This is a genomic window from Bacillus sp. FSL E2-8887, from assembly GCF_038007205.1.
In the GTDB taxonomy this organism is placed as follows: domain Bacteria; phylum Bacillota; class Bacilli; order Bacillales; family Bacillaceae_G; genus Bacillus_A; species Bacillus_A mycoides.
Genome location: NZ_JBBOWS010000001.1, coordinates 2,682,609 through 2,708,589, shown reverse-complemented (window position 1 = coordinate 2,708,589; position 25,981 = coordinate 2,682,609). Strand labels below are relative to the sequence as shown.

At 35.3% G+C, this 25,981-nt stretch carries 26 protein-coding genes; 24 read left to right on the top strand and 2 right to left on the bottom strand.

Annotated features, from left to right (window positions below; translation table 11 throughout):
* Window positions 1-35: 35 nt before the first annotated feature.
* The 4 genes from NSQ08_RS13670 to NSQ08_RS13655 are packed head-to-tail and all read left to right on the top strand — an operon-like array spanning window position 36 to window position 2,844.
* Complete coding sequence (locus tag NSQ08_RS13670; RefSeq protein ID WP_085311783.1) at window positions 36-437, top strand: DUF3980 domain-containing protein; 402 nt, start codon at window positions 36-38, stop codon at window positions 435-437.
* A 17-nt stretch (window positions 438-454) separates the two neighbouring features.
* Complete coding sequence (locus tag NSQ08_RS13665; RefSeq protein ID WP_002066078.1) at window positions 455-925, top strand: GNAT family N-acetyltransferase; 471 nt, start codon at window positions 455-457, stop codon at window positions 923-925.
* 48 nt (window positions 926-973) lie between these two features.
* A complete protein-coding gene (locus tag NSQ08_RS13660) occupies window positions 974-1,864 on the top strand; it encodes an AraC family transcriptional regulator (protein WP_340775800.1) in 891 nt (296 codons plus the stop codon).
* A gap of 23 nt (window positions 1,865-1,887) precedes the next feature.
* A complete protein-coding gene (locus NSQ08_RS13655) occupies window positions 1,888-2,844 on the top strand; it encodes a serine hydrolase domain-containing protein (protein ID WP_326996282.1) in 957 nt (318 codons plus the stop codon).
* 180 nt (window positions 2,845-3,024) lie between these two features.
* On the opposite strand, the gene NSQ08_RS13650 is transcribed toward NSQ08_RS13655, so the two are convergent.
* Window positions 3,025-3,780 carry a CPBP family intramembrane glutamic endopeptidase gene (locus NSQ08_RS13650; RefSeq protein ID WP_340775793.1) on the bottom strand — a complete coding sequence of 252 codons (756 nt, stop codon included), beginning with the start codon at window positions 3,778-3,780 and terminating at the stop codon, window positions 3,025-3,027.
* Between the two features lie 166 nt (window positions 3,781-3,946).
* Between NSQ08_RS13650 and NSQ08_RS13645 the strand changes: the two genes are divergently transcribed.
* Window positions 3,947-4,246, top strand: a complete 300-nt coding sequence (locus tag NSQ08_RS13645) for a hypothetical protein (protein ID WP_340775790.1) — start codon at window positions 3,947-3,949, stop codon at window positions 4,244-4,246.
* Window positions 4,247-4,539: 293 nt separating this feature from the next.
* A complete protein-coding gene (locus tag NSQ08_RS13640; protein ID WP_340775786.1) occupies window positions 4,540-5,577 on the top strand; it encodes an SDR family oxidoreductase in 1,038 nt (345 codons plus the stop codon).
* 59 nt (window positions 5,578-5,636) lie between these two features.
* Here the strand turns inward: NSQ08_RS13640 and NSQ08_RS13635 are convergent, their stop codons facing one another.
* Window positions 5,637-6,428 carry a DUF4240 domain-containing protein gene (locus tag NSQ08_RS13635; protein ID WP_340775783.1) on the bottom strand — a complete coding sequence of 264 codons (792 nt, stop codon included), beginning with the start codon at window positions 6,426-6,428 and terminating at the stop codon, window positions 5,637-5,639.
* Between the two features lie 190 nt (window positions 6,429-6,618).
* Between NSQ08_RS13635 and NSQ08_RS13630 the strand changes: the two genes are divergently transcribed.
* The 18 genes from NSQ08_RS13630 (at window position 6,619) to NSQ08_RS13545 (ending at window position 25,965) form a co-directional block, all read left to right on the top strand.
* Window positions 6,619-7,086: an NUDIX hydrolase gene (locus NSQ08_RS13630; protein WP_088009398.1), complete on the top strand. Its 468-nt coding sequence runs from the start codon at window positions 6,619-6,621 to the stop codon at window positions 7,084-7,086.
* 21 nt (window positions 7,087-7,107) lie between these two features.
* Window positions 7,108-7,758, top strand: a complete 651-nt coding sequence (locus NSQ08_RS13625; protein ID WP_340775780.1) for an alpha/beta hydrolase — start codon at window positions 7,108-7,110, stop codon at window positions 7,756-7,758.
* Window positions 7,759-8,037: 279 nt separating this feature from the next.
* Window positions 8,038-9,396 carry an MFS transporter gene (locus NSQ08_RS13620; protein WP_044438168.1) on the top strand — a complete coding sequence of 453 codons (1,359 nt, stop codon included), beginning with the start codon at window positions 8,038-8,040 and terminating at the stop codon, window positions 9,394-9,396.
* 129 nt (window positions 9,397-9,525) lie between these two features.
* Window positions 9,526-11,730 carry a helix-turn-helix domain-containing protein gene (locus NSQ08_RS13615; protein WP_340775776.1) on the top strand — a complete coding sequence of 735 codons (2,205 nt, stop codon included), beginning with the start codon at window positions 9,526-9,528 and terminating at the stop codon, window positions 11,728-11,730.
* A gap of 174 nt (window positions 11,731-11,904) precedes the next feature.
* Window positions 11,905-12,726 carry a MerR family transcriptional regulator gene (locus NSQ08_RS13610; RefSeq protein ID WP_061674863.1) on the top strand — a complete coding sequence of 274 codons (822 nt, stop codon included), beginning with the start codon at window positions 11,905-11,907 and terminating at the stop codon, window positions 12,724-12,726.
* Between the two features lie 422 nt (window positions 12,727-13,148).
* Window positions 13,149-13,451 carry a PTS sugar transporter subunit IIB gene (locus NSQ08_RS13605; protein WP_340775769.1) on the top strand — a complete coding sequence of 101 codons (303 nt, stop codon included), beginning with the start codon at window positions 13,149-13,151 and terminating at the stop codon, window positions 13,449-13,451.
* Window positions 13,452-13,493: 42 nt separating this feature from the next.
* Entirely contained in the window at window positions 13,494-14,786 is a 1,293-nt protein-coding gene (locus tag NSQ08_RS13600; protein WP_340775766.1) for a prolyl oligopeptidase family serine peptidase, read from the top strand.
* A gap of 87 nt (window positions 14,787-14,873) precedes the next feature.
* Window positions 14,874-15,665: a histidine phosphatase family protein gene (locus NSQ08_RS13595; RefSeq protein ID WP_340775763.1), complete on the top strand. Its 792-nt coding sequence runs from the start codon at window positions 14,874-14,876 to the stop codon at window positions 15,663-15,665.
* Window positions 15,666-15,689: 24 nt separating this feature from the next.
* Complete coding sequence (locus NSQ08_RS13590; protein ID WP_340775759.1) at window positions 15,690-16,991, top strand: PTS sugar transporter subunit IIC; 1,302 nt, start codon at window positions 15,690-15,692, stop codon at window positions 16,989-16,991.
* Between the two features lie 113 nt (window positions 16,992-17,104).
* Window positions 17,105-17,425, top strand: a complete 321-nt coding sequence (locus NSQ08_RS13585) for a PTS lactose/cellobiose transporter subunit IIA (RefSeq protein ID WP_061674867.1) — start codon at window positions 17,105-17,107, stop codon at window positions 17,423-17,425.
* 49 nt (window positions 17,426-17,474) lie between these two features.
* On the top strand, window positions 17,475-18,860 hold the full coding sequence (locus NSQ08_RS13580) for a glycoside hydrolase family 1 protein (RefSeq protein WP_340775753.1): 1,386 nt from the start codon (window positions 17,475-17,477) through the stop codon (window positions 18,858-18,860).
* Window positions 18,861-19,117: 257 nt separating this feature from the next.
* On the top strand, window positions 19,118-19,972 hold the full coding sequence (locus tag NSQ08_RS13575; protein WP_060750405.1) for a 3-hydroxyacyl-CoA dehydrogenase family protein: 855 nt from the start codon (window positions 19,118-19,120) through the stop codon (window positions 19,970-19,972).
* Window positions 19,973-19,990: 18 nt separating this feature from the next.
* On the top strand, window positions 19,991-20,770 hold the full coding sequence (locus tag NSQ08_RS13570) for an enoyl-CoA hydratase/isomerase family protein (RefSeq protein ID WP_340775746.1): 780 nt from the start codon (window positions 19,991-19,993) through the stop codon (window positions 20,768-20,770).
* A gap of 15 nt (window positions 20,771-20,785) precedes the next feature.
* Complete coding sequence (locus NSQ08_RS13565; RefSeq protein WP_340775742.1) at window positions 20,786-21,964, top strand: acetyl-CoA C-acetyltransferase; 1,179 nt, start codon at window positions 20,786-20,788, stop codon at window positions 21,962-21,964.
* 109 nt (window positions 21,965-22,073) lie between these two features.
* The gene (locus NSQ08_RS13560) at window positions 22,074-23,630 is read left to right on the top strand and encodes a class I adenylate-forming enzyme family protein (protein ID WP_340775740.1); all 1,557 of its coding nucleotides are present in this window, start codon (window positions 22,074-22,076) and stop codon (window positions 23,628-23,630) included.
* Between the two features lie 20 nt (window positions 23,631-23,650).
* Window positions 23,651-24,067, top strand: a complete 417-nt coding sequence (locus tag NSQ08_RS13555; RefSeq protein ID WP_044438184.1) for an acyl-CoA thioesterase — start codon at window positions 23,651-23,653, stop codon at window positions 24,065-24,067.
* Window positions 24,068-24,122: 55 nt separating this feature from the next.
* The gene (locus NSQ08_RS13550; protein ID WP_340775730.1) at window positions 24,123-25,352 is read left to right on the top strand and encodes an FAD-dependent oxidoreductase; all 1,230 of its coding nucleotides are present in this window, start codon (window positions 24,123-24,125) and stop codon (window positions 25,350-25,352) included.
* A gap of 55 nt (window positions 25,353-25,407) precedes the next feature.
* Window positions 25,408-25,965: a hypothetical protein gene (locus tag NSQ08_RS13545; protein WP_078175731.1), complete on the top strand. Its 558-nt coding sequence runs from the start codon at window positions 25,408-25,410 to the stop codon at window positions 25,963-25,965.
* Window positions 25,966-25,981 lie beyond the last annotated feature (16 nt).

Genomic DNA, 25,981 nt, shown 5'->3' with positions numbered 1-25,981 from the left:
TAAGTATAATCTTATATGAATGGAGTGATAACAACATGATAAATCGAAAATGTTCAAGGTGTAAAGAAATAACAGGTACAATACATGGTGGTAAAAAAATAAATGAAGAATTTTTGTGTGAAGATTGTCTACAAAAAGGAATTGCGAGCGGGGAAATCGAATTATCACAAGTGGAAGAAGAACAAACTTCGTATCTTTCTATAAAAATATTAAAAATAATGAGTGTTATTTATTTAATAGTATCTATTATAACTGCTTTTTCTGCTGGAGCACTTATACAGGATCCAGGGCTTGGTGGAATATCATTTTCAATAACAGGTGCAGTTGGTGTTATGATAATTGGATCGATATTCCAGTCTGTTCTTGTATTTTCAGGTATTTGGGTATTCATTCTGTTAGTCGAAACGGTTATTAAAATATATGAGAAAATGAAGTGAGTGAGAGGGAGAAATGCATGCGAGTAAGAAATATTCAAGGGGAAGATTATGTAAATATTCATTCTGTATTAAATGATTGGTGGGGCGGAAGAGATATGGCTAGTATGTTGCCGAAGTTGTTTTTCGTCCATTTTCAAGAAACGAGTTTTATCATTGAAGAAGATGGAAAAACGTTAGGTTTCTTATGTGGATTCTTTTCACAAACGCATAAAGATGAAGCGTACGTTCATTTTATCGGTGTAAATCCGAAGTTTAGACGAAAAGGAATCGCATCGACGTTATATTCTTATTTCTTCGATGTCGCTCGTGCAAATAACCGTAAAGTTGTAAAAGCGATAACGTCACCAGTTAATAAAAAGTCAATTGAATTTCATCAAGAAATCGGATTTCAAATTGAAGCTGGGGATGATGAAATAGAAGGTGTATCCGTACATACAAATTATGATGGGAACGGCGGGAGTAGAGTTTTATTTTTAAAAAATGTGTAAAAGGAGGCTAGCTTAACGTTAGCCTTTTTGTTGTGAGGAGTGATAAATATGGAGAGTTCTCAAAGTAGAAACGAGTATTTACGACGTGTTTATAAAGTGCAAGACTATATAGAATCACATATAAATGATTCACTTTCAATTGAAGAGTTAGCGGATGTAGCAGGATTTTCAAAGTTTCATTTTCATCGGATTTTTAAGGGGATAGTAGACGAGTCATTATCACGGTATGTAAACCGATTAAAGTTAGAAAGGGCAACAAATCTACTTACATATCGCACAGATATGACGATTACACATATTGCGTATCACTTTGGGTTTACAGATTCAGCAGTTTTCTCCCGCACATTTAAAAATTATTACGGTGTAAGTCCGTCTCAATATCGAAACGACAATAGCAAGAATTGCAAAGACGTTAGCGAAGATTCTCAATACAATGAGTGTAAGAAGGTTCGAGGAGAGGTCGAAATTGTAGCAGCGGACAAAGTAAACGTCGCATACATAAGACATGTAGGTACATATAAAGATTTAGCTATAGATTTTCCGAAAATGATAGAAAAACTATTTCATTACGCACCGGAGCAAAGCTATCATGCATTCGAGGATACGAAGGTATTAACCATTTACCACGATCATCATGAATTTACTGAGGACAATCATTTAAGAACTAGTTTATGTGTAACAATTCCGAATGAGTCCGCAGTAGAAACGAGCGACATTGGAATAATGGTAATACCTTCAGGCAAGTATGCGATAGGTCATTTTGAAATATTCCAAGAGGAATATAAAGGAGCATGGGATTTCTTATACGGTGAATGGCTCCCAAATAGCGGATATAAGCCGAGAGATTCATATCCTTTTGAAATGTATAAAAATGACCCAAGGCAGCACCCGGAAAATAAACATATAGTCGATATATATGTACCTATCGAACCTTTTTAATCATAGATTAAGGGGGAAGAACGATGAAAACAGCTGAACAGTTAGATTGGACTATAAAAGAAAACTATAAAAATATAAATGGTGTATTAGTTGTACAAAAAGGTAATGTTACTTTTGAAAATTATTATAATGGTTACGGTCCAGATGATGCATGTCATGTAGCATCAGTAACAAAAACGATAATCTCTGCGTTAATTGGGATATGTATAGATAAAGGATATATCAAAAGTGTTAATCAAAAAGTAATAGAGTTTTTTCCTGAATATAATCTTAAGGAATCTGAAGTAACAGTTCGGCATCTACTTACAATGACAGCTCCATATCCTTATGTAGACTGGCAGGAACCGTTAGAAGAACTATGTACACAAATGGACTGGGTGAAGTATACGTTAAGTAGGGCAGGAAAAGGTGGAGAAATTGGACCTTTTAAATATTCATCGGCAGGCGCACATGTACTATCAGCGATTATTACGAGTGTAACAGGGAAAAGTGCTCGTGAGTTTGCGAACGAATATCTATTCCAGCCTATCGGCATAAGAGAAATTCCAAACTACAATATGAAAGCATTTGGATTTGATGACTTATTCGGAAAAGATGTCAAAGGGTGGGTTCACGATCCAAACGGTATTTCGACAGGCGGCTGGGGACTAACGTTAACAGCTAGAGATATGGCTAAGTTTGGACAGATGTATTTGAATGAAGGTATTCATAATGGAAAGGAAATTCTTTCAAAATCGTGGGTACAAGAATCAATAGCGATGAATTCAAATCAATACGGTTACTTATGGTGGTTACGAGAAGAAGATGGGGTCTTTTCATACTGTGCCATGGGTGATGGTGGGAATATGATTTGTTGTATTCCGGAGAAGGAATTGGTGGTGGCGATTGCATCTGAGATTATACCGGAAGCGAAGGATAGATGGAGATTAATCAAAGAGTGTATATTTCCTTATTTAAAAGTTTTACAAAAGTTACAATAAGAGAAATAGTTAAACTTGCTATGTTCTACATAATTGAAATAAGTGCTGTGAGAACGGAGTCGTTCAATTAAAATTAGAAAACTTCAACACCTATACGATTATTGAATAATTGAAAGGTGTTGAAGTACTTAATGAGCTAATTAAGGTACATTAAACTGAAACACTTTTTTTAATTGTTAACTATTTTTTAACTTTTCGATGTATAAGATATATAATGCAGAGCGCAATTGCTAAAAAGATAAATTTAATTAACTCCATTAGGCTGGCATCCCACTTGTTTTGCAATCCATCTGTTAAAAAAAATACATTAAACATACCATGTAAAATTGCGGGTGGTACTACAGAACGACCATACTCTCTCGTGTACGTCAAAAATATAGATACCATAAATAATAACGAGAGATAACTTACTATTCCTACAAACCATAACTCATAGTTTTTATAAAAGAGTACTACTGGTAAATGCCATAAAGACCAAAGTGAAGCGGTAATTATTGCTGTTTGTATTAATGAATATTTTTTTCGTAAATAGTAATGAAAATTCCCACGCCAAATGATTTCCTCTAAAAATGCAGACAAAGATCCAATTGTAAGACCGATGAGTAGGAGAAATCCCAATTCATTACAATGATTAAATAAGAACTTTATATTATAAATATAAAAATAAAAATGGAGACATAGACCTAGAAGTAGTGGGAATAAAATGGAGAAAATTAGTGTTATTAATGTTGGACGTGAAATGCTAAATGTATGAACTATTTTTTGTTTCTTATATGCTTTTTGATATAAAATAATCGCTAACAGCGGAACAACCATCGTAAAACCCAAATAATTACGACCATTTTCTACATTTAGCAAAACGATATAAACAAGCGAAGTGAGAAAATAAATGTATAATGTTGAATGATAAACTATGTTTTTATTAATATTTTTCACCTACCTAAGTACATATAATTTGTTAATCGAATATTTTAATTATATATGAAATAGAAATAGACAGAATGAATATTTTCATACTGTTGATTCTAGTAATAGGGAAGGGGATTAAATTATATCTCCTTTTTTTGCTAGTATAGTAAGAGATAGAAAGAGATTTCACTAGATGGATAAAAGACGTTGTTTGAAAGGTGAGGGTATGATGACAAAGTCTAATGTTGTAGAAATCATTTCAGCTTTAGTAGCTATTATCGGTGTGTATGTACTAATAAATGCACCAGAAATGGGGAGTAAGGCAACAAGTGAATCTGTTGCAGAGCAGGGCGGTCATATGGATACAAGTACGTATTTAGCTTTATTACAAGGATACGGAAATTCTTATACAATTCTAGGCGCGACTTGTTTATTTATGGGGTTGCTCAGTTTAATTTCTATAATTTCACTTCAAGTATATAAAAGTAAATAGAGGCTGAAAAAACAATGCTCCTGTCAATTTGGCAGGAGCATTGCTCGTATAAATAAGTATTTTCGTAGATGTGTACTTATCACTATGACTTAGTTGAAATATTTTTCAACCCCTCTTTATCGTCTTCATTACTGTCGAATTCGATAAAAAGTTATGTCACAAGTTGCAAATTTGGATGACGTTATATTAACTATAGAAAAAAATGAAAAATACCCGTAACTTTTTACAAGGGAAAATCGTTAAACAAAAGAAAAGGTTTTTAATCATGCGCTTGATTGAATGGGGGAAAAAGAATGAAGATTCTAATACTGGGCGGTACACGTTTTTTAGGAAGAGCTTTCGTAGAAGAGGCTTTAAAAAGAGAGCATGAAGTTACATTATTTAATCGCGGAACGAATAAAGAAGTTTTTCCTGAAATAGAGCAGTTAATCGGTGACAGAAATGATGATGTTTCAAGTTTAGAAAATCGAAAATGGGATTTGGTCATAGATACATGTGGATTTTCTCCTCATCACATTAGGAATGTAGGAGAAGTACTTAAAGATAATATAAAGCACTATACATTCATCTCAAGCCTTTCCGTATATAAAGATTGGATCCCGCATCACATAAAAGAAGATTATAAATTACTACCTGAACCACCAAGTGATAAGGTGAAAGCTGTAGAGAATGGTGAAGTTTCTCCTTATGAGTATTACGGTGCGCTGAAAGTATTATGTGAAAAAGAAGCAGAGAAGTATTGGCCGGGTCGTGTTTTACACGTAAGAGCAGGACTTCTTTCAGGAATGTTTGATTATACAGATCGGCTTCCATACTGGGTTGGGCGTGTAGAAAAGGGAGGAAAAGTGTTAGTTCCAGGAAGGAAAGACCGTCCAGTGCAGTTCGTTGATATAAAAGACGTCGCAAGCTTTGGACTAAACATGGCAGAAAACAATAAAGTAGGTACATTTAATGTAACGGGTCCGAAAGATGAGCTGACGATGGAAGAGCTATTAAATATGAGTAAAAAGGTTACGAATAGCGATGCTGAATTCGTTTGGATCGATGAATCATTTATGAATGAGAATAAAGTACAGCCATGGACGGAAATGCCATTATGGCTTCCCGAAACTTTTTCATTAGAAGGTGAAACAGATCCGTGGAAAGGTGGATTCTCTATTAATATAGAGAGCGCAGTTAAAGAGGGTCTTACTTTTAGAAGGTTAGAAGACACAGTTACAGACGTGTATGAGTGGATGAGAGAAACGAAAGATAGGGAATTAAAGGCAGGTATTTCAATTGAAAGAGAAAAGGTGCTGTTAGATAAGTGGTATGAAATAAAGAGAGCTTAAATAGGAATCTTATGAAAAAAGGACTCTGTCTATTGGTTAAACAGAGTCCTAATATTAGTCTACCACTCAATCGGTTCTTCCCCGTACATTTCCCATAGCTTAGGAAACATCTTTTTCAAACCTTCTTCGTCATCTTCATCCCAGTCTAACTCGATATCAACTTCCTCAAATTCTTCATTTGATAAGACATGGTATAGTGTAAAGTATGTATCATCTTCATCCCCAGTCTTCTCCAAATATACTTCTTGTCCGAAATATAGCGTAAGTTCTTCAATTTCTGGAACATCATACTCGCTCAAATTTTCTAATACAGGAATTAACCGTTCTGGATCTTCAATACACGCTTCGTATGTTTCTTTTCCTTGATATAATAACCACCCGCGGAAGTAATCAAAACTATCATCCGAACAACCGCCCATAATTATATAAGCAGCCGCCCATAAGTGAGACGTATAGGAAGCTTTTAAAATATGGTGCATATGTGTGTCAAAAGCTACAATTTCATGTACTGTACGTTTGGCGATATGAGAAGTGAGCCATTCTATTTGTTCTTCTTGGTCTTCGCCTTTCGATTTTGCACGAGCGAGTAGTTCCCAAAATTCTTCTTCTGTTATCGTTTTTTCTTTTATGTAATCTTCCCCTAGAATAGGGTCGGTATATCCTTTTTTTCGTTTGGTAGCGATTAGTTTGTTAGCTTCTTTTATGCATTCTTCTTCTGTTTCAAACTCTTTCGCTTTCACACTACCAGCTGTGCCAATTTTTCCGTAAAACACAACGTAGTCTCTATCTTTCACAACGATTTTCCAAAACTTATTTGATTTCTCAGTTTGCTGGATTAATAACGTTTCCATTCGTACCCCCATATTGCTTTTCTAGTATGCATTGTGATTGTAACATATGTATAAATACCTGTAATGACAAAAAGGTAAGTGTAGTTTTCGGAAAGTTCGAAAATCATTGAATGAAATAGAAAAATTTAGTAATCTTATTTGTACAGCACATAAATAATAGTTTTGTAATGATACATTGGAGGGGTTTGTTGTGGATCTTACGTTTAAAGTAGAGGAAACATGTTTTAATTACCGAGTCGGAGCAATTTGTAAATATGATAATAAAATACTTATCCTTCAAGATGAAGGTGAAGAGTATTGGTACGTACCAGGCGGAAGAGTGAAAATGCTAGAAAATAGTGAAGATGCGTTAAAACGAGAGCTTGCAGAAGAACTAGGCGTACCTATTGAAGTGAAGAGATTAATATGGTCAGTAGAAAACTTCTTTACACTTTCTGAGCGAAAGTTTCATGAGATTAGTTTTTATTATGAAGTAGAATTGCATGAATTACCTGCAAATGGGGCGGATCAATATATTCTTGAAGAAGAAGGTAGAAAATATTTATTTAAGTGGGTGCCGGTAGAAGAGTTAGATGCATATAACTTACAGCCAGCGTTTATAAAAGATAAAGTAAAGGATGTATCAGTTCATACAGAACATATCGTGTTACAAAAGTAAGCGTGCTTGGAGGGGAAAACGGTGAAGGGGACTAAAAAAGAGATACATATAGATGATAAAGTCATTCGTTACACACATATCGAAAAAGGTTCTAATACAATTTGTTTTATGTTCTCAGGTTCAGGCTACAATTATGACAAGCCGTTATTTTATTATGCAACGATGCTTATGCTTGAAAATAAAATAGATGTAGTACATATTCATTATTCCTACGATGGACAATTAATGGAAAAACCAATGGAAGAAGTAACGAAAGTAATGGTGGATGATATTAATCCTATCATTAATGAAGTGCTAAGAAATGGACAATACAACGATTCGATGTTTTTAGGAAAATCACTCGGAACAATCCCAATTGCGAATGATTTATTGAAGAGAGAAGAATTTGCACATTCAAAAATGATATTGCTTACACCATTACTAACTGTTGATTCGATTTTTGATTCGATCTTACATAGTCGTCACGAAGGGCTTTTAGTAATTGGAGACAAAGATCATCAATACAATGCAAGTCAAATGGAGCGATTAGAGCAATCGAATTTAAAGATTGAGATTGTTAAAAATGCAAACCATTCTTTAAATGTTGGGGAATTTGAAACAGATAATTCAATTACAGTTATAGCAAAAATAATAGAAAAACTTGAAGAAACAATAGAAACAATTAAAGTTTGAATGAATAATAATTATCAAAATACATGCAAAAGAGGTGCTTATTGCACCTCTTTTTTTATGTTCAAATTTTAATGGCTATGAAGTGAAGCCCGCATTAAATAGGAATATTACTTTTCTATTTCCTATAAAAAGCGGATAACAATTTTTAATAGTAGTTATTACAATTTAAATACGGAAAATTCAGAAAAATAACCAGAAACTAAGGGGGAGGTAATTGAAAGCGTTTACTGATATTGGAATACAAGAAAGGGAAAATTCCCATATAAGGAGGCCATTAAGATGAAATCGATTAACCCGATGAATGTGATAGACGAGAGTCGTATTCATTCCATGCATATTTGGTTAATATTTTGGTTGTTTATCGTAATTGCATTTGATGGATATGATGCTGTTATTTATGGAGCAACAGTACCTTCGCTCATTAAAGAGTGGGGAATATCGGATGTTACAGCAGGGGCAATTGGTAGTTATACAGCTATAGGAACGGCAATTGGTGCTGCTTTCTTTGGTTTATTAGCTGATAAAATAGGTCGTAAAAATATCATACTAGTAACTACAATCTTATTTAGTCTATTTACATGTCTAGCTGGTTTTGCGAACGGTCCTGTAATGTTTGCGGTTTTCCGTATTATCGCAGGTATAGGGCTTGGCGGAGTTATGCCGAATGTAATTGCTATAGCAACGGAATTCTCGCCGAAACGAGTTCGAACTGCTATCGTATCTTTTATTTTTTGCGGATATTCAGTTGGAGCAATGGCAGCAGCACTTACAAGTCGTTCCCTTCTTACGACAGCAGGATGGGAGCCCGTTTTTTGGTTAGCAGGAATTCCGTTATTGTTTATCCCGTTTTTAATGAAAAGTATTCCTGAGTCTGTTGGTTTTCTTTTAATGAAAGGAAAAATAGAAGAAGCTAAAAAAGTAATAGCTAAGGTAAATCCACAATTAAGTAAAGATGTGGCAATTGAATTTACAAAACCATCAACTAAAGAAGCTGGTTCTCCGGTTGTTAAGTTATTTGAGGAAAAGCGCGCCGTAAGTACAATTATGTTTTGGATTTCATGTTTCAGTGCTTTCGTACTCATTTACTCTATGAGTACATGGTTACCAAGGCTTATGATGCAGTCAGGGTACGATCTTAAATCAAGTCTCACATTTACGGCTGTCATGCAAATTGGAGCTATTGTTGGAACACTCATATTCGGTCCAATAGTAGATAAAATCGGATTTAAAAAGGTACTTGTCCCATTATTTTTCTGTGGAGCAATTGCGTTATCACTCATCGGATTTGTAAATAATATGTTTTTAGGGTTTTTGTTAATTTCAGTGATTGGCGCTTCTTCTGTCGGACTACAAAATATGTCAAATGCATTCGTTTCTCAATATTATCCTAGTAATATGCGCTCAACAGCAGTAGGGAGTACAATGGCCTTTGGGCGTCTTGGAGGTGTGGTAGCTCCGACGTTGGTAGGTATTCTTCTTTCCATGCATTTATTGCCTCAATATAATTTTGCGGCAATTGCGACTGCTGCTGTAATCGGTGGTATAGCATTGTTATTTGTTAAGGAAGAACATGGGATTTATTATAAAGAGAAAAAAGAGATTGCTAGTGGAAATAATAATGTAACTACAGCAAAATAGTGAATGATCAATCCCGGGGAAACATTTCTTCGGGATTTAAAAATGTTTAGAGAATAATTAGAATATTTACTTTTGTTTTATGTGACGTTTCTTATACAATAGATAAAAAGGTGAAATGGGGGATGGGGCGTGTCTAGTAATAAAAGAGAGAGATTAATGAAAAGAATAGAATATCATTTACGAAATACATCAAGGCAGCTTATTAAAATTGATACGGAAGAAGAGGCGCTTCAGTATTTAACTCATTCTTTTTGCGCAGAATTACATTGTGATTTCGTTGCTGTAATTATTAATGAAGGAGGACAGTTTTTGCCAAAAGCATGGAGTGGAAATTTAACTTCTTTAGCTTCAGCGTTTCCTCTTCATGCTGATGAATGTTCTTCCAAACTACAATATCAAAGCATAACGGATCAAACGGCAGATGAACCAGAAGTGTGTCTTCTATCTGAAACATTGAAAAGTGCTGGTGCGGAGACTTGGTTTACCGTCCCGTTAAAAGATGATATCCAGCATTTTGGGTTTTGTATTGTCGCCTTTTTAAATCATGTCCCGCTTTTAGATATGGAAATATCATTTGAAGAGTTCGGAAAAGATATAGCAGTGGCAATAGCTGTCGCAAGGCAAAAAGAGTCGCAGTTGAAAAAGATTGAAGGCTTTGGATGGATTAGCAAAAATCTGTCACTAGATGTGCCGTTAGAAAAGCATGTATATGAAGTAACTTCTAAAGCGGGAATGGAAACAAATTCGCATTTTGCATGTGTTTACTTGTATAACGAGACGGAAAATTGTTTTGTCCTACAACCACCATCATATGGAGAAATGAGAAGGCCATACAAAATTATGGTTGAGGATAAATATGTATTAAAAGAACACTTTCCATTTTTTGAAACGATTGGTGGTGAACAGTTTACTGCTCCAATCATTATTGATATGAAACCGATTGGAGTATTACACGTTGAAAAGCAATGTGAAGGGGTTTTTACGGAAGCAGATTCAAAATCACTTGAAATGATTGCAAATCATTTGGCCACTATACTAGATAATGCAAGATTATATAATGGCGAGAAAGAACATAAGCAACGTCTTCATTTTCTATTAGATTATCAGCAAGCTTTATTAAAAGAAACGGTCGATGATAATAATTTTGAAGGTATTACAACAATGCTTGGTAGTCTGTTTCAAGATACAGTATTTATTTTTGATAGATTTATGCAACCAATAGCATTTAATGATGAAAAGGATAGTCGCTTAGCAGAACATTTAGCTGAACTAACGAGAGAAGAACGTAAAAAGCAAAGATTTACTGACACTTTCCAAATTAATGATCCGGATAATAGTGAGTATTGTTTTTCGTTTTGGATTATTAATGGGGGCGGTAATTTTTTAGGATATTTAGCAGTACGAAGATCTAGTGGGGGGATGGATGAATTTGATCAATTAACGGTAGATTTAGCCCGAAATATATGCTCCATCCAGTTTATTAAACAAAAGCTAGTTCTAGATACGAAAGAACAGATGAAAGACAGTTTTATTAGTAAATTATTAACTGAAAAAATTGAGGATCGAGATAATATTTTGCAATATGCTAATTTATATCAATGGAATCTTTTCAAAAAACATCGAGTAGCGGTATTATCAATTTCACTCGATGAGAAAGAATTAAAGAAAGGAAACCTACTCGAACAACAAGCGAAAAAGTCACTTATTTGGGACTTGATTAAGACGCGTCTTCCAGAACTCGGGACAGGCATTTTAGCAGTATCCCATAATGATGAACAACTTTTAATTGTTCCTATTGAAAATCAGAAAAAGAGCGCTGATACATTTTGGGAATCGATGTTTTATAGCATAAAAAAATGGATTGGCTCATCACCTATAGGCTGTCGTGTTTTATTAGGGATTGGCGGTGTTACAAAACAATTGGAAGACTATTATATTAGTTATCAGCAAGCTATACAGACTTTAAATATTTTAGATAGTCGCTTTCGCAAACAGGGGTTTGCGCTATTTGAAGATCTAGGATCGTATGCCATTTTACATCATTTAAACCATCCAACCGCTGTAGATCTTTTTGTAAAGAAACAAATTGGTCCACTAATTGAATATTCAGAAGGGAAGAATATTGATTTATATAATACATTACATGTGTTCTTACAAAACAATGGAAATGTAAAAAGTGCTGCAGAAGAACTTTTTATTCATAGAAGTTCTCTCTTGTACAGGTTAGAAAAAATTGAATCACTCATTTCAGTTGATTTAAATCATGCGGAAGTGAGATTTAATTTAATGATGGCATTAAAGCTTTATGATATGCATGGGGAAGTAGTAGGATAATAGAAGTTTATATTTCCAATGATGTTCTATTTTGATAAAAGGAGGTTTCACCTTTATCCGAAATCCCTTTTATCCCACTGATTAAAGTTGCACTTTATTTTTATATAATTGTTTTTCAAAACTTGTTACACTATATAGGTATTTAAAGGAATTATAGAGTTGAAGGTGATATACATGAAGAAATATAAAATAGGAGAAGTAGGAAAGGAATTTGGAGTTTCAATAGATGCTTTGAGGTTTTATGAAAAAAAAGGGTTCCTAAAACCACAAAAGGACAAAGATAATGGTTTTAGATTTTATACATATGAGGATTTTGGAGTATTTTTAGCGATTAGAAGTTTTAGACAAATGGGTTTTCATGTTAAGGAAATTGGATCGGTTTTTAACGGTTTGGAATATGATGACATAATGAAAAAATGTCATGATAAAATAGCTGAAAAAAATGAAGCGATAAAACAGTTAGAATTAGAAACAAAGCAAATAAATGAATTTATGAACTTATTACAAGAATATAAACAAGAAGATAAGCGATGGGTTATAAAACAAGCTGAGACTTATTATTTTCTCAAACATGTTCATTTAAATGAAGGAACATTATATGCAAATCCTTTATTAAAAAAGTGGTTGAATTTCTTGCCAACAGTTTCTCCAGCATTATGTATTCCGCTTGAAGAATATAGATTGAAAAATATAGATAACAGTTATTGGGTAATGGCTATCTCTGAATCAAAGGTGAAAGAATGTCAATTACCTATGGATGATTCGGTTATTCAAATACATATGGGAGAGTGCTTGAATTATTTATATGAAAAAGACGTGGATGAACCGTTATCATCGTTAATATTAGATGAACCATTCGATATTATGCAGGAACAGGGATACGCTCTTAACGGAGATGTTTTATGTCGATACGTTTGTGAAACAAAGAGTCAAGACAAAACAGTTGAACATTATATTATTATGATTCCTATTATGAAATCAAATAATGCAAGGTGACCTCGTAAATGTGAAGTAGAGAAGGAAATGAAAAAGGTGCATGTAATTGTTAGACACTGTCTACAATTACATGCACTTTTTTTTGGAACAAAAGAATTTTCACGCGGTGTCCAGTTAAGTTTATCCAGCTATTTGTGGGCAGTAAAACTCCCACCTCAAAATTCAGGTGGAGCAAAGAGGTTAGGTGGGAGTCGGGCTGTCCGTAAACGCCCGATTGGTATGGGCTAATAATCAGTGGGGAATGAACAAAATCCGGTTGATTAAAGCTTCACTTTATACAAATTATACAAAAAAAATGAATTAATTAAATTAAGCTATTGACCCTAGTCTTAGACCATAGTTTATATTGAACCTATAAAGAAAGCGCTTGCATATATGAAGAATATGCAAAGCACTTAAAATAAATATTGGAGGTTTTTAATATGAGAAATATCGTACTTTTATGTAATGCAGGTATGTCTACAAGTATGTTAATGAACAAAATGAAAGGGTTTGCAGAAACGGCAGGTTATAACTGTGAAATTAATGCTTATGCATTAACAGAAGCACAAAATGTTGGCCCAGCAGCTGATGTGATTTTATTAGGACCACAAGTTCGATATGCATTAAATAATGTGAAAAAACAATTGCCAGAAAAGCATATTGAAGTAATTGATATGGCAGCTTACGGCATGTTAGATGGGAAAAAAGTAATTGAACGAGTGAAAATCATTTTAGGTGATTAAAAGTTTCTGCATTTGGAACGATTAACGAGCTTTATATGATTTATGTCAGTTATGAAAAGTACATATTTTGAGGGAGGTCATCGTCTGAAAAAGATAAAGAAATTTCCAATTTTATGTATGGTAATAGGGAGCTTGGCAGGTGGTTTGGTACTTTCAGGATGTTCATCAGAAAGCAAAGGTAAGGCTTTAAAAGATTCAGATATAACACTTATAACGAATGTTCTGCCGTATGGGGAAGTAGGAGCTACCGTCGTTTGTGACTTTGGAGATACAATAGATAGTTCAAAATTAACAAAAGATAGTTTCAAAGTTGAGGTGGAAGTGAATGGAAAACCTCAAAATAGAAAAATAAATAAAGTGTATACAAATAATAAAGCTGAGGTATCAGAGGCTTCAAAAGACGGACAATACGTTGTGATCGAATTAGATGAAAACGATAAACATGCATCTACTTCAACATTTGATGAAGAAAAATTTTTAAGCACAAGAGATAATTTAGATTATAAGTTAACTCTTACGAAAGAAATTAAAACAAAAGAAGGTGCAACTTTTAAAGCATCTGAACAGAAAAATAAAATTTCAAATGTAGTTACTCCTGTTGTAGATGATTTTAAAAAAGGAGTATATCAAGATGCATCTGGAAGCAAAATGCAATATAGACTTTTTGAGCCTAAAAAAGATCCTAACAAAAAATATCCATTAGTCTTATTTTTACATGGATCAGGTGAACGAGGAAATGACAACTATATGCAAGTCGTAGGGAATCAGGGCGCTGTAGCGTGGGCTAATCCAGAACAGCAAAAGAAAAATCCTGCATACGTGTTAGCTCCTCAGGTTGAGGTAACTGAAAATCTTACAGCATATTGGACCGAGGAACCTAACTATACTACTATGTTTAATTTACTAAAAGAAACCATTGATAAATATGATATTGATAAAAATCGCATATATGTTGTTGGTATGTCCAATGGTGGAATTGGAACTTGGAATGTTATTAAGAAGAACCCGGATCTTTTCGCAGCTGCTGTTCCGATTTGCGGAATAGGAGATTTGCCGGGAAATAAGCTTGTTGGTGAATATGAACCAATGCAAGATACTTCAGTATTCAAGGATATTAAAGATATGCCAATTTGGGTCTTCCATGCAGAAGATGATCCGCTAGTTGATGTGAGATATAGCAGAGATGCTGTACAAGCTATTAAAGAACTAGGTGGTTCTTTGGTCAAATATACAGAATATCCAACTGGAATCGTTCAACCTATGGGACACTTCTCTTGGGTACCAGCTTTGCAGGATAAAGAGATGATAAATTGGATGTTTAATCAGTCAAAATGATTTTTAAATATCTTAATTATAAAAATAGCATTCTACTCATGTGGGTGGTACATGCATATTTTTATAAACCGATAAGGAGAATTCATAATGAGTAAAAAAATATTATCACTTTGCTTGTTAGTTTCTTTAACAGTTTCATTATTTGGATGTTCAGCAAATGAAGGCCAAAAAGTGAAAGAGAAAAAAGAAGAAAAACCTGTGGAACTTTATTTGGTAAGGCATGGAAAAACGATGTTAAATACGACTGATAGAGTACAAGGTTGGGCGGATGCGCCACTTACAAAAGATGGTGTTGAAGTAGCAGAGTACCTTGGAAAAGGTTTAAAAGGAGTTAAGTTTGAAAAGGCATATAGTAGCGATAGTGGACGTGCAATAGAAACAGCGAAAATTGTGTTAAATCAAAGTGGAAATAAAGATATGAATATCAATCAAAGTAAAAATTTGCGGGAAGCATGTTTCGGTGAGTTTGAAGGAGAATTGAATCATACTTTTCACGAGAAACTTGCAGAAGCTAATAATATGACATTAGAAGAATTTAAGAATAATTTCGATGTTGATATGATGCTTAATACTGCAGCTAAGATTGATAAAAGTAAACAGGCTGAAAGTACTGAAGTAGTCTCAAAGAGAGTAAAAAAAGAAATCGATAAACTTGTAGCAGAAGTAGCTGAAGATGGGGGCGGTAACGCGCTTGTTGTATCGCATGGAATATCGTTAATGGCGTTGTTACATACAATATCTCCTGAATCCCTTAATAATCTTGATGGTGGTCTAGCTAATGCAAGTGTTTCAAAAGTTACATATAAAGATGGGAAATATAAAGTTGAGTCTGTAAATGATATGAGCTACGTAGAAAAAGGAAAAAAGAAAATTAATTAAAAATCAGAAATATTGGAGGTAATTATGAAGCTGTTAGAAGGGACAAAAAACGGACTAGAACGAATCATCACACCACTAACAAATTATCTCGGAAATAGTAAAGTAGTGAATGCTATTACATCAGGAATGATGATGACAATTCCTGTTACGATCGGTGTTACATTGTTTGCTATTTTAGGTAACTTACCATTTAAAGGGTGGAAAGAATTTTTAATTCAAATTGGTTTATATACGCACATGCAGGACATGATTAGTGCGACACTTAGCTTGCTAGCAGTATATATGGTTGTCATTATTGCTTATTCTTATGTGAAAGAAGAAGGTATGAACGGAATGACAGCTGCTGTTATAGCAATAGGTAGTTTCTTATGCTTAATGCCAATGTCAATTAAGGTTGGAGAAGAACAAATTCCAGCTATTTTAAATCAGTATTTAGGTAGTGATGGAATATTCGTTGCCATGTTTGTCGGCGTGTTCACCGGTAAATTGTACTGTGCATTAAAAAGAAAAAATATTGGAGTGAAATTACCGGAATCAGTACCACCTATGGTAGCTGATGCAATTAATCCAGTATTTATTTCAATCATCATTTTCACGATTATCTTCTTTATTAGAGTAATATTTGGCTATACTCCATATGAAAATATTTTTAACTTTGTAAGTCAAGTAATCTCGTTACCTGTAAAAGTAATCGGATCATCTGTTTGGTCAGTTATTGCTATCTTTACTTTTATGAATATATGTTGGTTCTTCGGTTTGCATCCAGCACCAATTATAAATGTATGGTATAGTGCGACGGCTCCGTTATTTACAGCAGCAATTACAGCTTTCGCTTCAGGAACACCATTTTCGGAAATTCCTTACTTAGCATTTAGCTTGATGCATTTTGCAGTTGCCATTGGTGGAACAGGAAATACGTTAGGTTTAGCAATAAACCTACTATTTGCGAAATCGGAGCAATATAAATCACTTGGAAAAATCGGTATCGTCCCAAATATCTTTAATATTAATGAGCCTATTGTATTTGGATTACCGCTTGTTCTGAATCCAATATATTTTATTCCATTAGTAGCATCTTCAATAGTTGGCGGGTTAATTGGTATCGTATTCCTTAAAATCACGGGAATTTTATCTACCTTTAACCCACTTATTGAATTGCCATGGGTAACACCAGCACCATTTGCAGGTTATATTTCTGGTGGGTGGTTACTATTAATCATGACGGTATTAATTATTATCTCTCAAATTCTACTATATTATCCGTTCTTTAAAATGGGAGATAAGAAAGCTTATGAGGCAGAACAACAAGCAGCAACTGAGCAATAATAATGTATCCCTCAAAAGCCCGATTGTTGTGGGCTAGTAATCAGTGGGGATGAACGAAACCCCACTGATTGTTTTTTGATTTATAAAAATAAAAAAATGTTAGGAGAATCGTTATGGAACAAAATGAATTAGTAGTATTTAAAATTATATCAACAGTAGGTAGCGCACGATCTTCATATATTGAAGCAATTCAAGAAGCAAAAATGGGTAACTTTGAACAAGCGAGACAATTAATGAATGAGGGTAGTGAAACTTTTATTGAAGGCCATAGAGCGCATGCTGGACTGATTAGTAGAGAAGCGGCTGGTGAAAAAGTAGAAGTTAGCTTATTACTAGCACATGCAGAAGATCAATTAATGAGTGCAGAAGGGTTTAAAATTATAGCAGAAGAGCTTATAAGCGTTTATGAAACATTTTTAGTGAAACAAGTTTAATATAAACAAACTATAACAATACTATTTTTGAAAAGGAAAGGTAAAAATTATGCTCAATAGTTCATTTAAAAAAGACTTTTTATGGGGAGCTTCCACAAGTGCTTACCAAGTAGAAGGGGCCTATAATGAAGATGGAAAAGGCCTTTCTGTTCAAGATGTGAAAGTTATTCCTGAAGGTACGTCAGATTTTACAGTTTGTAGTGATCATTATCATCATTTTAAAGAAGATGTGAAGCTTTTTTCTGAATTAGGACTAAAAGTATATCGCTTTTCAATAGCTTGGACTCGAATTCTCCCAAATGGTACGGGAGAAGTGAATGAAAAAGGTATTACATTCTATAGCAATCTTATTGATGAATTGCTGAAGCATGATATCGTACCGTTAATAACGATGTATCATTTTGATTTACCGTATGAATTAGAGAAAAAGGGTGGCTGGAGTAACCGTGCTACTATCGATGCTTTTGTTACATATTGTGAAATCCTTTTTGAACGTTTTGGAGATCGGGTAAAGAATTGGTTAACAATTAATGAACAGAACATGATGATACTACATGGACAGGCTGTTGGGACATCGATAGTATCTCAAAAAGAGCTATATCAGCAAAATCATCATATGCTTTTAGCAGAGGCAAAGGTAACAAACTTATGTCACGAGATGATACGTGATGCAAAAATTGGTCCAGCACCAAATATTAGTTATGTGTATCCGAAAACATGTAAGCCGAATGACAGTATTGCAGCTCAAAATTGTAACGCAATTCGTAATTGGTTATACCTTGATATGGCTGTATATGGTAGATATAACAATATAGCGTGGAATTTCATGAAAAGCAAAAATATCGAACCAGTCATTCTAGAGGGAGATATGGAGATTCTATCTAGTTCAAAACCAGATTATATAGCGTTTAACTATTATTCTTCTATTACTGTTAGTGAATATGATGAGAACATTGTAATCGATGAAGCTGCTGATCAACAAATTGAAGTAGGTGAAGAAGGGTTTTTCATGGGTGACGATAATGAACATCTAGAATTAACCGATTTCGGTTGGGAAATCGACCCAATTGGCTTCCGAGTTACATTAAGAGAAGTGAATGATCGTTATAACTTGCCAATTATCGTTACAGAGAATGGGATAGGTGCTTACGACAAAGTAGATGAAGATGGATCAGTGCAAGATCACTACCGAATTGATTATTTGAAAAAACATATTGAACAGATGGAATTGGCAATTGCAGATGGAGTGGATGTAATTGGTTATTGCCCTTGGGCGGCAATCGATTTAATTTCTACGCATCAAGGTTTCAGAAAAAGATATGGTTTTATTTATATAAATCGTGATGAAGACGATTTAAAAGATTTAAAAAGAATAAAGAAACAGAGCTTCTATTGGTATAAAGAAGTTATTTCATCAAATGGAAAAGAACGATAACATATAGTTTCGAATTTCACATCATAGAGTGCGTACCTCAAGGGAAAATTATTTATTTTGAGGTGCGCACTTTTTTATGAAAAATAACTGTACCTCTTACTAAATGAAAAATAAAGCAGTTTGAACCGAAATGAATACCATCAAAATGTACGAAAGAAATATGTATATTTCCTACACTATGTATATACAAAAACTTTTTGGATATAGATATAATTTATTTACAGAACATTTAAAAAGTTATTCAAGGGGGTAGAAGAATGGCGATTCAAACAATTGGTATTGTCGGTGCAGGATCTATGGGGTCTGGCATTGCAAATTTAGCCGCATTAAATGGGTTTACAGTTATTTTACATGATATTGAAGAGCGTTATTTAGATAATGCAATACAACGTATGAATGGTTTTATGACTAAGAGTGTTACAAGAGGAAAGATGACGGAAGAAGATAAAGAAAAAGCGCTTGGCCGAATTCGACTCACTACAACTTTAGAAGATATGAAGGATGCGGATGTAGTTATTGAAGCCGTATTAGAAAAATTAGATTTGAAGAGGGAAGTGTTTGCAGCTCTAGATCGAATCGTTCCTGAAGGGGTTATACTTGCAACGAATACTTCATCCATGTCTATAACAGAGATTGCTTCAGCAACGAACCGTCCAGAACGTGTGGCGGGCATGCATTTCTTTAATCCCGCACAACTTATGAAACTTGTAGAAGTTGTTCGTGGTTATCGAACGAGTGATGAAACAGTCAAAGAATTGAAAGCGCTATCTAAAGAGCTTTCGAAAGAACCAGTTGAAGTAAAGAAGGATTCCCCAGGATTTATTGTGAATCGAATTATGATTCCGCAATTTATAGAGGCAATTAAATTGCTAGAAGATGGCGTTGCCTCTGCAGAAGATATTGATAAGGCTGTTACACTCGGTCTTAATTATCCGATGGGGCCATTTACACTTCAGGATTTTGCAGGTGTAGACATTGGTTATCATGTGATGGAGTACTTCAAAGAAGAATTAAATAATGATCAATACGCGCCGCCGCTGCTTTTAAAACAACTAGTTAGAGCAGGTAGACACGGCAAAAAAACAGGTGCAGGTTTTTATGATTATGAATAAAGAATGGGGGATTAAGTTATGAATTATGAGTTTTTAATTTGTGAAATTGAAAATAGAGTTGCGATTGTTACAATTAATCGACCACCTGTAAATCCATTGAATACACAAGTGTTTCATGAACTTTCCGTTCTATTTGGTGAACTAGAGGCAAATGAAGAAGTACGAGTAATCGTTCTTACAGGAAGCGGAAGGAAGGCATTTGTCGCAGGCGCTGATATTAATGAAATGGCAGCACTTGATCTTGTCGGTGTAAACAAAATGAATAAGACTTCACGAACAGTATTTAGCAAAATTGAAAATATGTCAAAACCAGTTATTGCGGCGATAAATGGATTAGCTCTTGGCGGTGGTTTTGAACTCGCACTCGCATGTGACTTACGTATTTGTTCGGATCAAGCAAAATTCGCTTTTCCAGAAGTGGGACTCGGAATTATTCCTGGAGGCGGAGGTACACAGCGTCTTCAAAAGATTGTCGGCCAAGGTATAGCGAAAGAATTACTTTATTTCGGAGATATGTTTGATGCTCATCGTGCGTTCGATTTACATATTGTCAACAAGGTAGTACCTGCGGAAGAGTTGTTTGAGTTTGCAAAAGGATGGGCATATAAATTGGCAAAAAAACCACCAGTAGCACTTCAAATGTTAAAAACGGCGGTAAATGTAGGTAGTAATGCTGATCTTGAAACAGGCTTAATAATTGAAAGCATCTGTTTTGGAAATGCGTTCGCAACAGAGGATCGTAAAGAAGGATTACAAGCATTCGTTGAAAAAAGAAAACCAGTTTATTTAGGGAAATGATGAGGTGAATGGGATATGAAAGAGATTGTTTTATTGGAGGGAGCTAGGACTCCGTTCGCTGAAATTTCGGGATCGTTCAAAGGATTAAATGCAACAGAATTAGGGGCAATTGCCGCTAAGGAAGCAATACGAAAAGCTTCTATATCTGCTGAAGATATTAATCAAGTTGTATTTGGTAATGTTCAGCAGTCTAGTAAAGATGCACATTTATTGGCAAGGCATGTTGGATTAAAAGCCGGAGCACCTATTCATGTCCCAGCTTTGACGATTAATCGTCTTTGCGGAACTGGTGTTGAATCTATTTTAACGGCAGCTCGTTATATTCTTTGCGGAGAAGCAGACGTTGCACTTGCCGGAGGAACTGAGAACATGAGCCAAGTTCCTCATGTAATACCTGGAATGAGATGGGGAAGTCCACTTGGCGGTCCGGCTTTAGAAGATTGGTTATGGGATGGTCTTTATGATACGTATGGTAAATGTACGATGGGAGAAACAGCCGAGAATTTGGCTGCAAAATATAACTTAACGAGAGAAGAAGTAGATCAGCATGCACTCTCTAGCCATGAACGAGCTCTTTTAGCAAGGGAAAAAGGATATTTAAAAGAAGAGATTGTTCCAGTAACAGTGAAAGGAAGAAAAGGAGAACAGCTTATACATGAAGATGAGCATATCCGTCATACGAGTCTAGAAAAATTAGCGGAATTAAAACCCCGTTTTGCTGAAAATGGTGTCGTAACTCCAGGTAGTGCAAGTGGGATGGTGGATGGTGCAGCGGCAGTTGTTTTAGCATCTAGTGATTATGCAAATGATAGAGGATTAAAACCGATTGCTAAGCTCATTTCTTGGGCTGTTGTTGGAGTAGAACCGAAGTATATGGGGATTGGACCGGTTCCAGCTATTCAAAGTGCATTAGAAAAAGCGAATCTAACTTTAGCAGACTTAGATTTGATTGAAATTAATGAAGCATTTTCAGCGCAGTACTTAGCTTGTCAAAAAGAATTAGGTTTCGATCTTGATATAGCGAATGTAAATGGAGGGGCAATTGCGATAGGCCATCCACTTGCTGCGAGTGGAACAAGAATTTCTCTATCCTTAATTTATGAATTAAGAAGAAGAAATAAAAAGTATGGGGTATCCGCTGTTTGTATTGGCGGAGGGCAAGGAATTGCAGCGATTTGGGAAGCGTTGTACTAGAAAAACCAGGGAGAGTCCTTCCTGGTTTTCCTACATCGTTTGTCCTGCTATAAGTAAGGGATAAAAAACGCGAGCTAGTAGGGTAAGACGATAGAAAGTGAGTGAGAGAATGAAAAAGAATAGGAACTTATTAGCGGTGTATGAGCTGTTAGAATCTGTTACTTCATCTTATGGTGAAAAAGAAGCGATATATGATTTAACGAGACGAATTACATACAAACAATTGAAAAATGAAGTAGATTGTTTGGCTACTGCATTTAAGAGACTAGGAGTAAGTAAAGGAGACCGTATCGCCGTATCTCTACCAAACTGGTCCGAAACAGTAGTAATTTATTTTGCAGCAGCAAAATTAGGAGCAATAATCGTTCCTTTTAATCCAAAATATAAATCATATGAAATTGAATTTATATTAAAAAGTTCAGCTCCGAAGCTATTAATAGCATCCGGAGAATTTGAAAAGAATGTTGGTTTTGAAAAAGTATTTACTATGGTACAAAAAGCTATTACAGTACGGTTTCCGCAAGAGAATATCAGTTCCTATGAGCAGTTAATGCGTACAGAAACAATAGATATTGAACAAGTAAATATAAATGTGAATGAAGATTTGTTTTGTATATTATATACGTCAGGAACGACGGGAACCCCAAAAGGTGTAATGGTTACACACCGTGCTGTTGTACAATCTGCACAAACGATAGGAATAGAGCTGCATTGTACACAAGATGATGTATTTATTATTTCAGCACCACTGTTTCATATTTTCGGTATGGCAATTAATATGCTTTGTGCAGTAGCGATGGGAGGACGAATGATACTACAAGAAAAATTCCGTCCGCGAGAAACTTTACAATTAATTGAACAAGAAAAGGTAACCATCCAAAAAGGCGTACCAACAATGTTTATAAAAGAACTAGAATTAGAGGATTTTAATAAATATGATTTATCTTCATTACGTGCTGGATTAGTTGGAGCTGCACCTATTCCGGCAAAAACAGTGACGGAGATACGAGACCGGATGGGCATTAACCTTTGTCAATCGTTTGGGATAACTGAAACGGTTTCTATTACGATGACCTCGTATGGTGATACAAAGCAGAACATAACAGAAACTCTTGGAAAGGCTATCCCAGGAGTAACATTGAAAATTGTCGATGAAAATAGAGTAGCGCTTCCGCCAGGGGAAGTGGGCGAAATCGCAGTTAAGGGATTTGGAGTAATGAAAGGTTATTATAATATGCCTGAACAGACAAAACAGGTTTTGGATAATGATGGTTGGTATTATTCAGGAGATTTAGGCACCCTTGATCATCAAGGATATTTAAGGTTTGTAGGGCGAAAGAAAGAGATGATTATAAGAGGTGGCTTAAACGTTTATCCACAGGAGATTGAAGCAGTCATTATGAAACATCCAAAAGTAATTGAAGCTGCAGTTGTAGGTCTTCCAGATAAAGTGCTCGGAGAAGTTGCGTGTGCGGTCATACGGTTAAAAAATGGAGAAGTAAGTTCAGAAGAAGAAATGAAACTCTATCTTAAAGAGAAAATGGCAATTTATAAACTACCAGAGAAAGTGATTTTTACTGATGAATTCCCTGTAACAGCAAGTGGGAAAATTCAAAAGTTGAAATTGAGAGAACAAGTATCTTCAAATATTAGTCCAACAGTTTGATAGATAGGAGGGAAGGCATAATGGAAGAATATACTTTTCAAGTAAGGTGGGGAGACACAGATGCTGCAGGCATTGTGTACTATCCTAATTTTTATAAATGGATGGACGAAGCAACTCATGAATATTTTAAAAAAATTGGTTTTCCTTCCGCCGAACTTTACGAAGAACAACAAATTGGTTTGCCCTTACTAGAAGCAAAATGCCAATTTAAGTCACCTCTTCGTTTTGAAGATCAAGTAGTTGTGAAAAGTACTGTGAACGAATTGCATAATAAAGTTTTTACAATTCAGCATGTTTTTGTAAAAGGGGAACGGGTTGTAGCAGAAGGTTATGAAACTCGTGCATGGACTTCTTTCAAAGAAAAAGCGAAAGCGCATCCAATACCTGAGGATATTCGGAAGAAGATGATGCCGGAGATAAAAACTGTAGGGAGTTAAAGAAAGAAGAGTGAGGAAATCATAATGGGAAATTGTTAATAAAGGGGAGATATTGATGGGAAAAGAAAAAAAATATGATGCCATTGTTGTTGGTGCGGGCCCGGTAGGACTTGTAGCAGGACTTGCATTACAAAAGAAGGGGATATCAACTTTAGTAATAGAGGGAGATTCATTTGGAAGACCACGTCCAGGAAGTAGAGCAATTTATTTACACAGTGCTTCGTTAAAACTACTGGAGGAGACTTCAGAAGGCCTCGGTTTCAAACTTGCTCATAACGGAATTATTTGGCCTGTAAAACGAACGTTTTATAAAGGGAAAGAAGTATATGTACGAAATTACGGTAAGGATGAAAATCTTAAGTTTAACCGATTGCCTCATTTCACAGCTCTTCATCAAGATGAGATCGAAAAGCATATGTATGAGGCGTGTATAAAAGCGGGCGTTGAATTCCTTTGGGATGCTCCAGTTAAAAATTTACACATTACAGACTCTGGAGTAGAAGTAACAATCACAAATGACGAAATCTTGAAGGCGCAGTATGTAATTGGGTGTGATGGAGCTCGTTCAATCGTAAGAGAGGAAGCTGGATTAAAGTTTGAAGGCCCACGCACGGCAGATACTTTTATCGTCGTGGATGCAAAAGAAGATGAAACAGATCCACTTCCTTTAGAAAGAATATTCCATTACCAGCATCCAGCTATGGGGGGAAGAAATGTAATGTTTGTTCCGTTTAAAGGCGGATGGCGTATTGATTTACAACTGCTTGAGTCAGATAATCCAGATGATTATACAAATATTGAAAGTGCTAAGAAATGGTTGCCAAAAGTAATGGATGCTAAGTACGCTGATAGGATTACATGGGTGTCTTCCTACCGTTTCCATCAAGTAGTGGCAAATTCATTTACTGACGTAAAACGTCGTGTTCTTCTAGCTGGAGAAGCAGCACATTTATTCGCCCCGTTCGGTGCACGTGGATTAAATTCTGGAGTTCCAGATGCAGTTCTTGCTGCGAGAGGTATTGAGAAAGCACTACAATCTCATTCTGAAGAAGAGCGAGTGTGCGCGATTGAAGCAGCTGCAAACGAACGCCGAATTGCAGCGAAATGGAACCGCGATGCTTCAACCACTGCGCTTCATCACCTTCAGGGGAATTCTCCTGAAATGAACATGAAACGCGACATTGCTGCCTCAATGGTATCTATCGTTCCGAGGCTTGGAAGATGGCTTGATGAGGGACCATACGGACCGAAATTTGGACCTCCTGAACTGACAACGAAATATTAAAATTATAAAAAAAATTAGATGAGTAACGTGAACAAGATGAAAGGAGCGATAAGAAATGGTTTTGTCTCAATTCATGAATGAAGAAAAGTATGGTTCTCATGCCCGTTCTACAAATGGAATGATTGAGCGGTTAATGACGATGAACTGGTATAGGAACATTGGACAGCAAAATCTAGAGGCTGAGAAGAAAATAGATCAATTTATGAGTTCTCTAAACGTTAGTGAATATGAAATCAAATGGATTTCAAGAAACCAATTACATGAGACAATCGGGCGGATTTCCTTTGAAGGTAATGCTTTATGGGGGGCACTAGCAGAAGTGCCAGATCAATTGAAAGAAAAAATTGTACGCGCTGGTAACGAAAAACTTCTTGTAGATGTAGTAGATAAAGTACCAGAAGCAATCTTTCATGGTGTTTATAAAGAAGTTTTCAAGCATTTCGGAGAGGAAAAAACAGTGAAATTTCTCGTCGGGCATGCGATGTATGTAAGTGTTCTTGCATGCGCTGCTGAATTAGCTGAAGAAAAAAATGTATTGCTGCCAATTATAGAGTTAATAGAAATGGGACATGTACCACTTGGTCCAGAAGGAAATACTTTATATCTTTTATAACAAAGAGTAAGGCTGG

Bases quoted from the DNA above. Each gene is read 5' to 3' on its own strand.
- NSQ08_RS13670 (WP_085311783.1), top strand. From the start codon at position 36: ATGATAAATCGAAAATGTTCAAGGTGTAAAGAAATAACAGGTACAATA.
- NSQ08_RS13665 (WP_002066078.1), top strand. From the start codon at position 455: ATGCGAGTAAGAAATATTCAAGGGGAAGATTATGTAAATATTCATTCT.
- NSQ08_RS13660 (WP_340775800.1), top strand. From the start codon at position 974: ATGGAGAGTTCTCAAAGTAGAAACGAGTATTTACGACGTGTTTATAAA.
- NSQ08_RS13655 (WP_326996282.1), top strand. From the start codon at position 1,888: ATGAAAACAGCTGAACAGTTAGATTGGACTATAAAAGAAAACTATAAA.
- NSQ08_RS13645 (WP_340775790.1), top strand. From the start codon at position 3,947: ATGGATAAAAGACGTTGTTTGAAAGGTGAGGGTATGATGACAAAGTCT.
- NSQ08_RS13640 (WP_340775786.1), top strand. From the start codon at position 4,540: ATGAAGATTCTAATACTGGGCGGTACACGTTTTTTAGGAAGAGCTTTC.
- NSQ08_RS13635 (WP_340775783.1), bottom strand. From the start codon at position 6,428: ATGGAAACGTTATTAATCCAGCAAACTGAGAAATCAAATAAGTTTTGG.
- NSQ08_RS13620 (WP_044438168.1), top strand. From the start codon at position 8,038: ATGAAATCGATTAACCCGATGAATGTGATAGACGAGAGTCGTATTCAT.
- NSQ08_RS13610 (WP_061674863.1), top strand. From the start codon at position 11,905: ATGAAGAAATATAAAATAGGAGAAGTAGGAAAGGAATTTGGAGTTTCA.
- NSQ08_RS13605 (WP_340775769.1), top strand. From the start codon at position 13,149: ATGAGAAATATCGTACTTTTATGTAATGCAGGTATGTCTACAAGTATG.
- NSQ08_RS13600 (WP_340775766.1), top strand. From the start codon at position 13,494: ATGTCAGTTATGAAAAGTACATATTTTGAGGGAGGTCATCGTCTGAAA.
- NSQ08_RS13595 (WP_340775763.1), top strand. From the start codon at position 14,874: ATGAGTAAAAAAATATTATCACTTTGCTTGTTAGTTTCTTTAACAGTT.
- NSQ08_RS13590 (WP_340775759.1), top strand. From the start codon at position 15,690: ATGAAGCTGTTAGAAGGGACAAAAAACGGACTAGAACGAATCATCACA.
- NSQ08_RS13585 (WP_061674867.1), top strand. From the start codon at position 17,105: ATGGAACAAAATGAATTAGTAGTATTTAAAATTATATCAACAGTAGGT.
- NSQ08_RS13580 (WP_340775753.1), top strand. From the start codon at position 17,475: ATGCTCAATAGTTCATTTAAAAAAGACTTTTTATGGGGAGCTTCCACA.
- NSQ08_RS13575 (WP_060750405.1), top strand. From the start codon at position 19,118: ATGGCGATTCAAACAATTGGTATTGTCGGTGCAGGATCTATGGGGTCT.
- NSQ08_RS13570 (WP_340775746.1), top strand. From the start codon at position 19,991: ATGAATTATGAGTTTTTAATTTGTGAAATTGAAAATAGAGTTGCGATT.
- NSQ08_RS13565 (WP_340775742.1), top strand. From the start codon at position 20,786: ATGAAAGAGATTGTTTTATTGGAGGGAGCTAGGACTCCGTTCGCTGAA.
- NSQ08_RS13560 (WP_340775740.1), top strand. From the start codon at position 22,074: ATGAAAAAGAATAGGAACTTATTAGCGGTGTATGAGCTGTTAGAATCT.
- NSQ08_RS13555 (WP_044438184.1), top strand. From the start codon at position 23,651: ATGGAAGAATATACTTTTCAAGTAAGGTGGGGAGACACAGATGCTGCA.
- NSQ08_RS13550 (WP_340775730.1), top strand. From the start codon at position 24,123: ATGGGAAAAGAAAAAAAATATGATGCCATTGTTGTTGGTGCGGGCCCG.
- NSQ08_RS13545 (WP_078175731.1), top strand. From the start codon at position 25,408: ATGGTTTTGTCTCAATTCATGAATGAAGAAAAGTATGGTTCTCATGCC.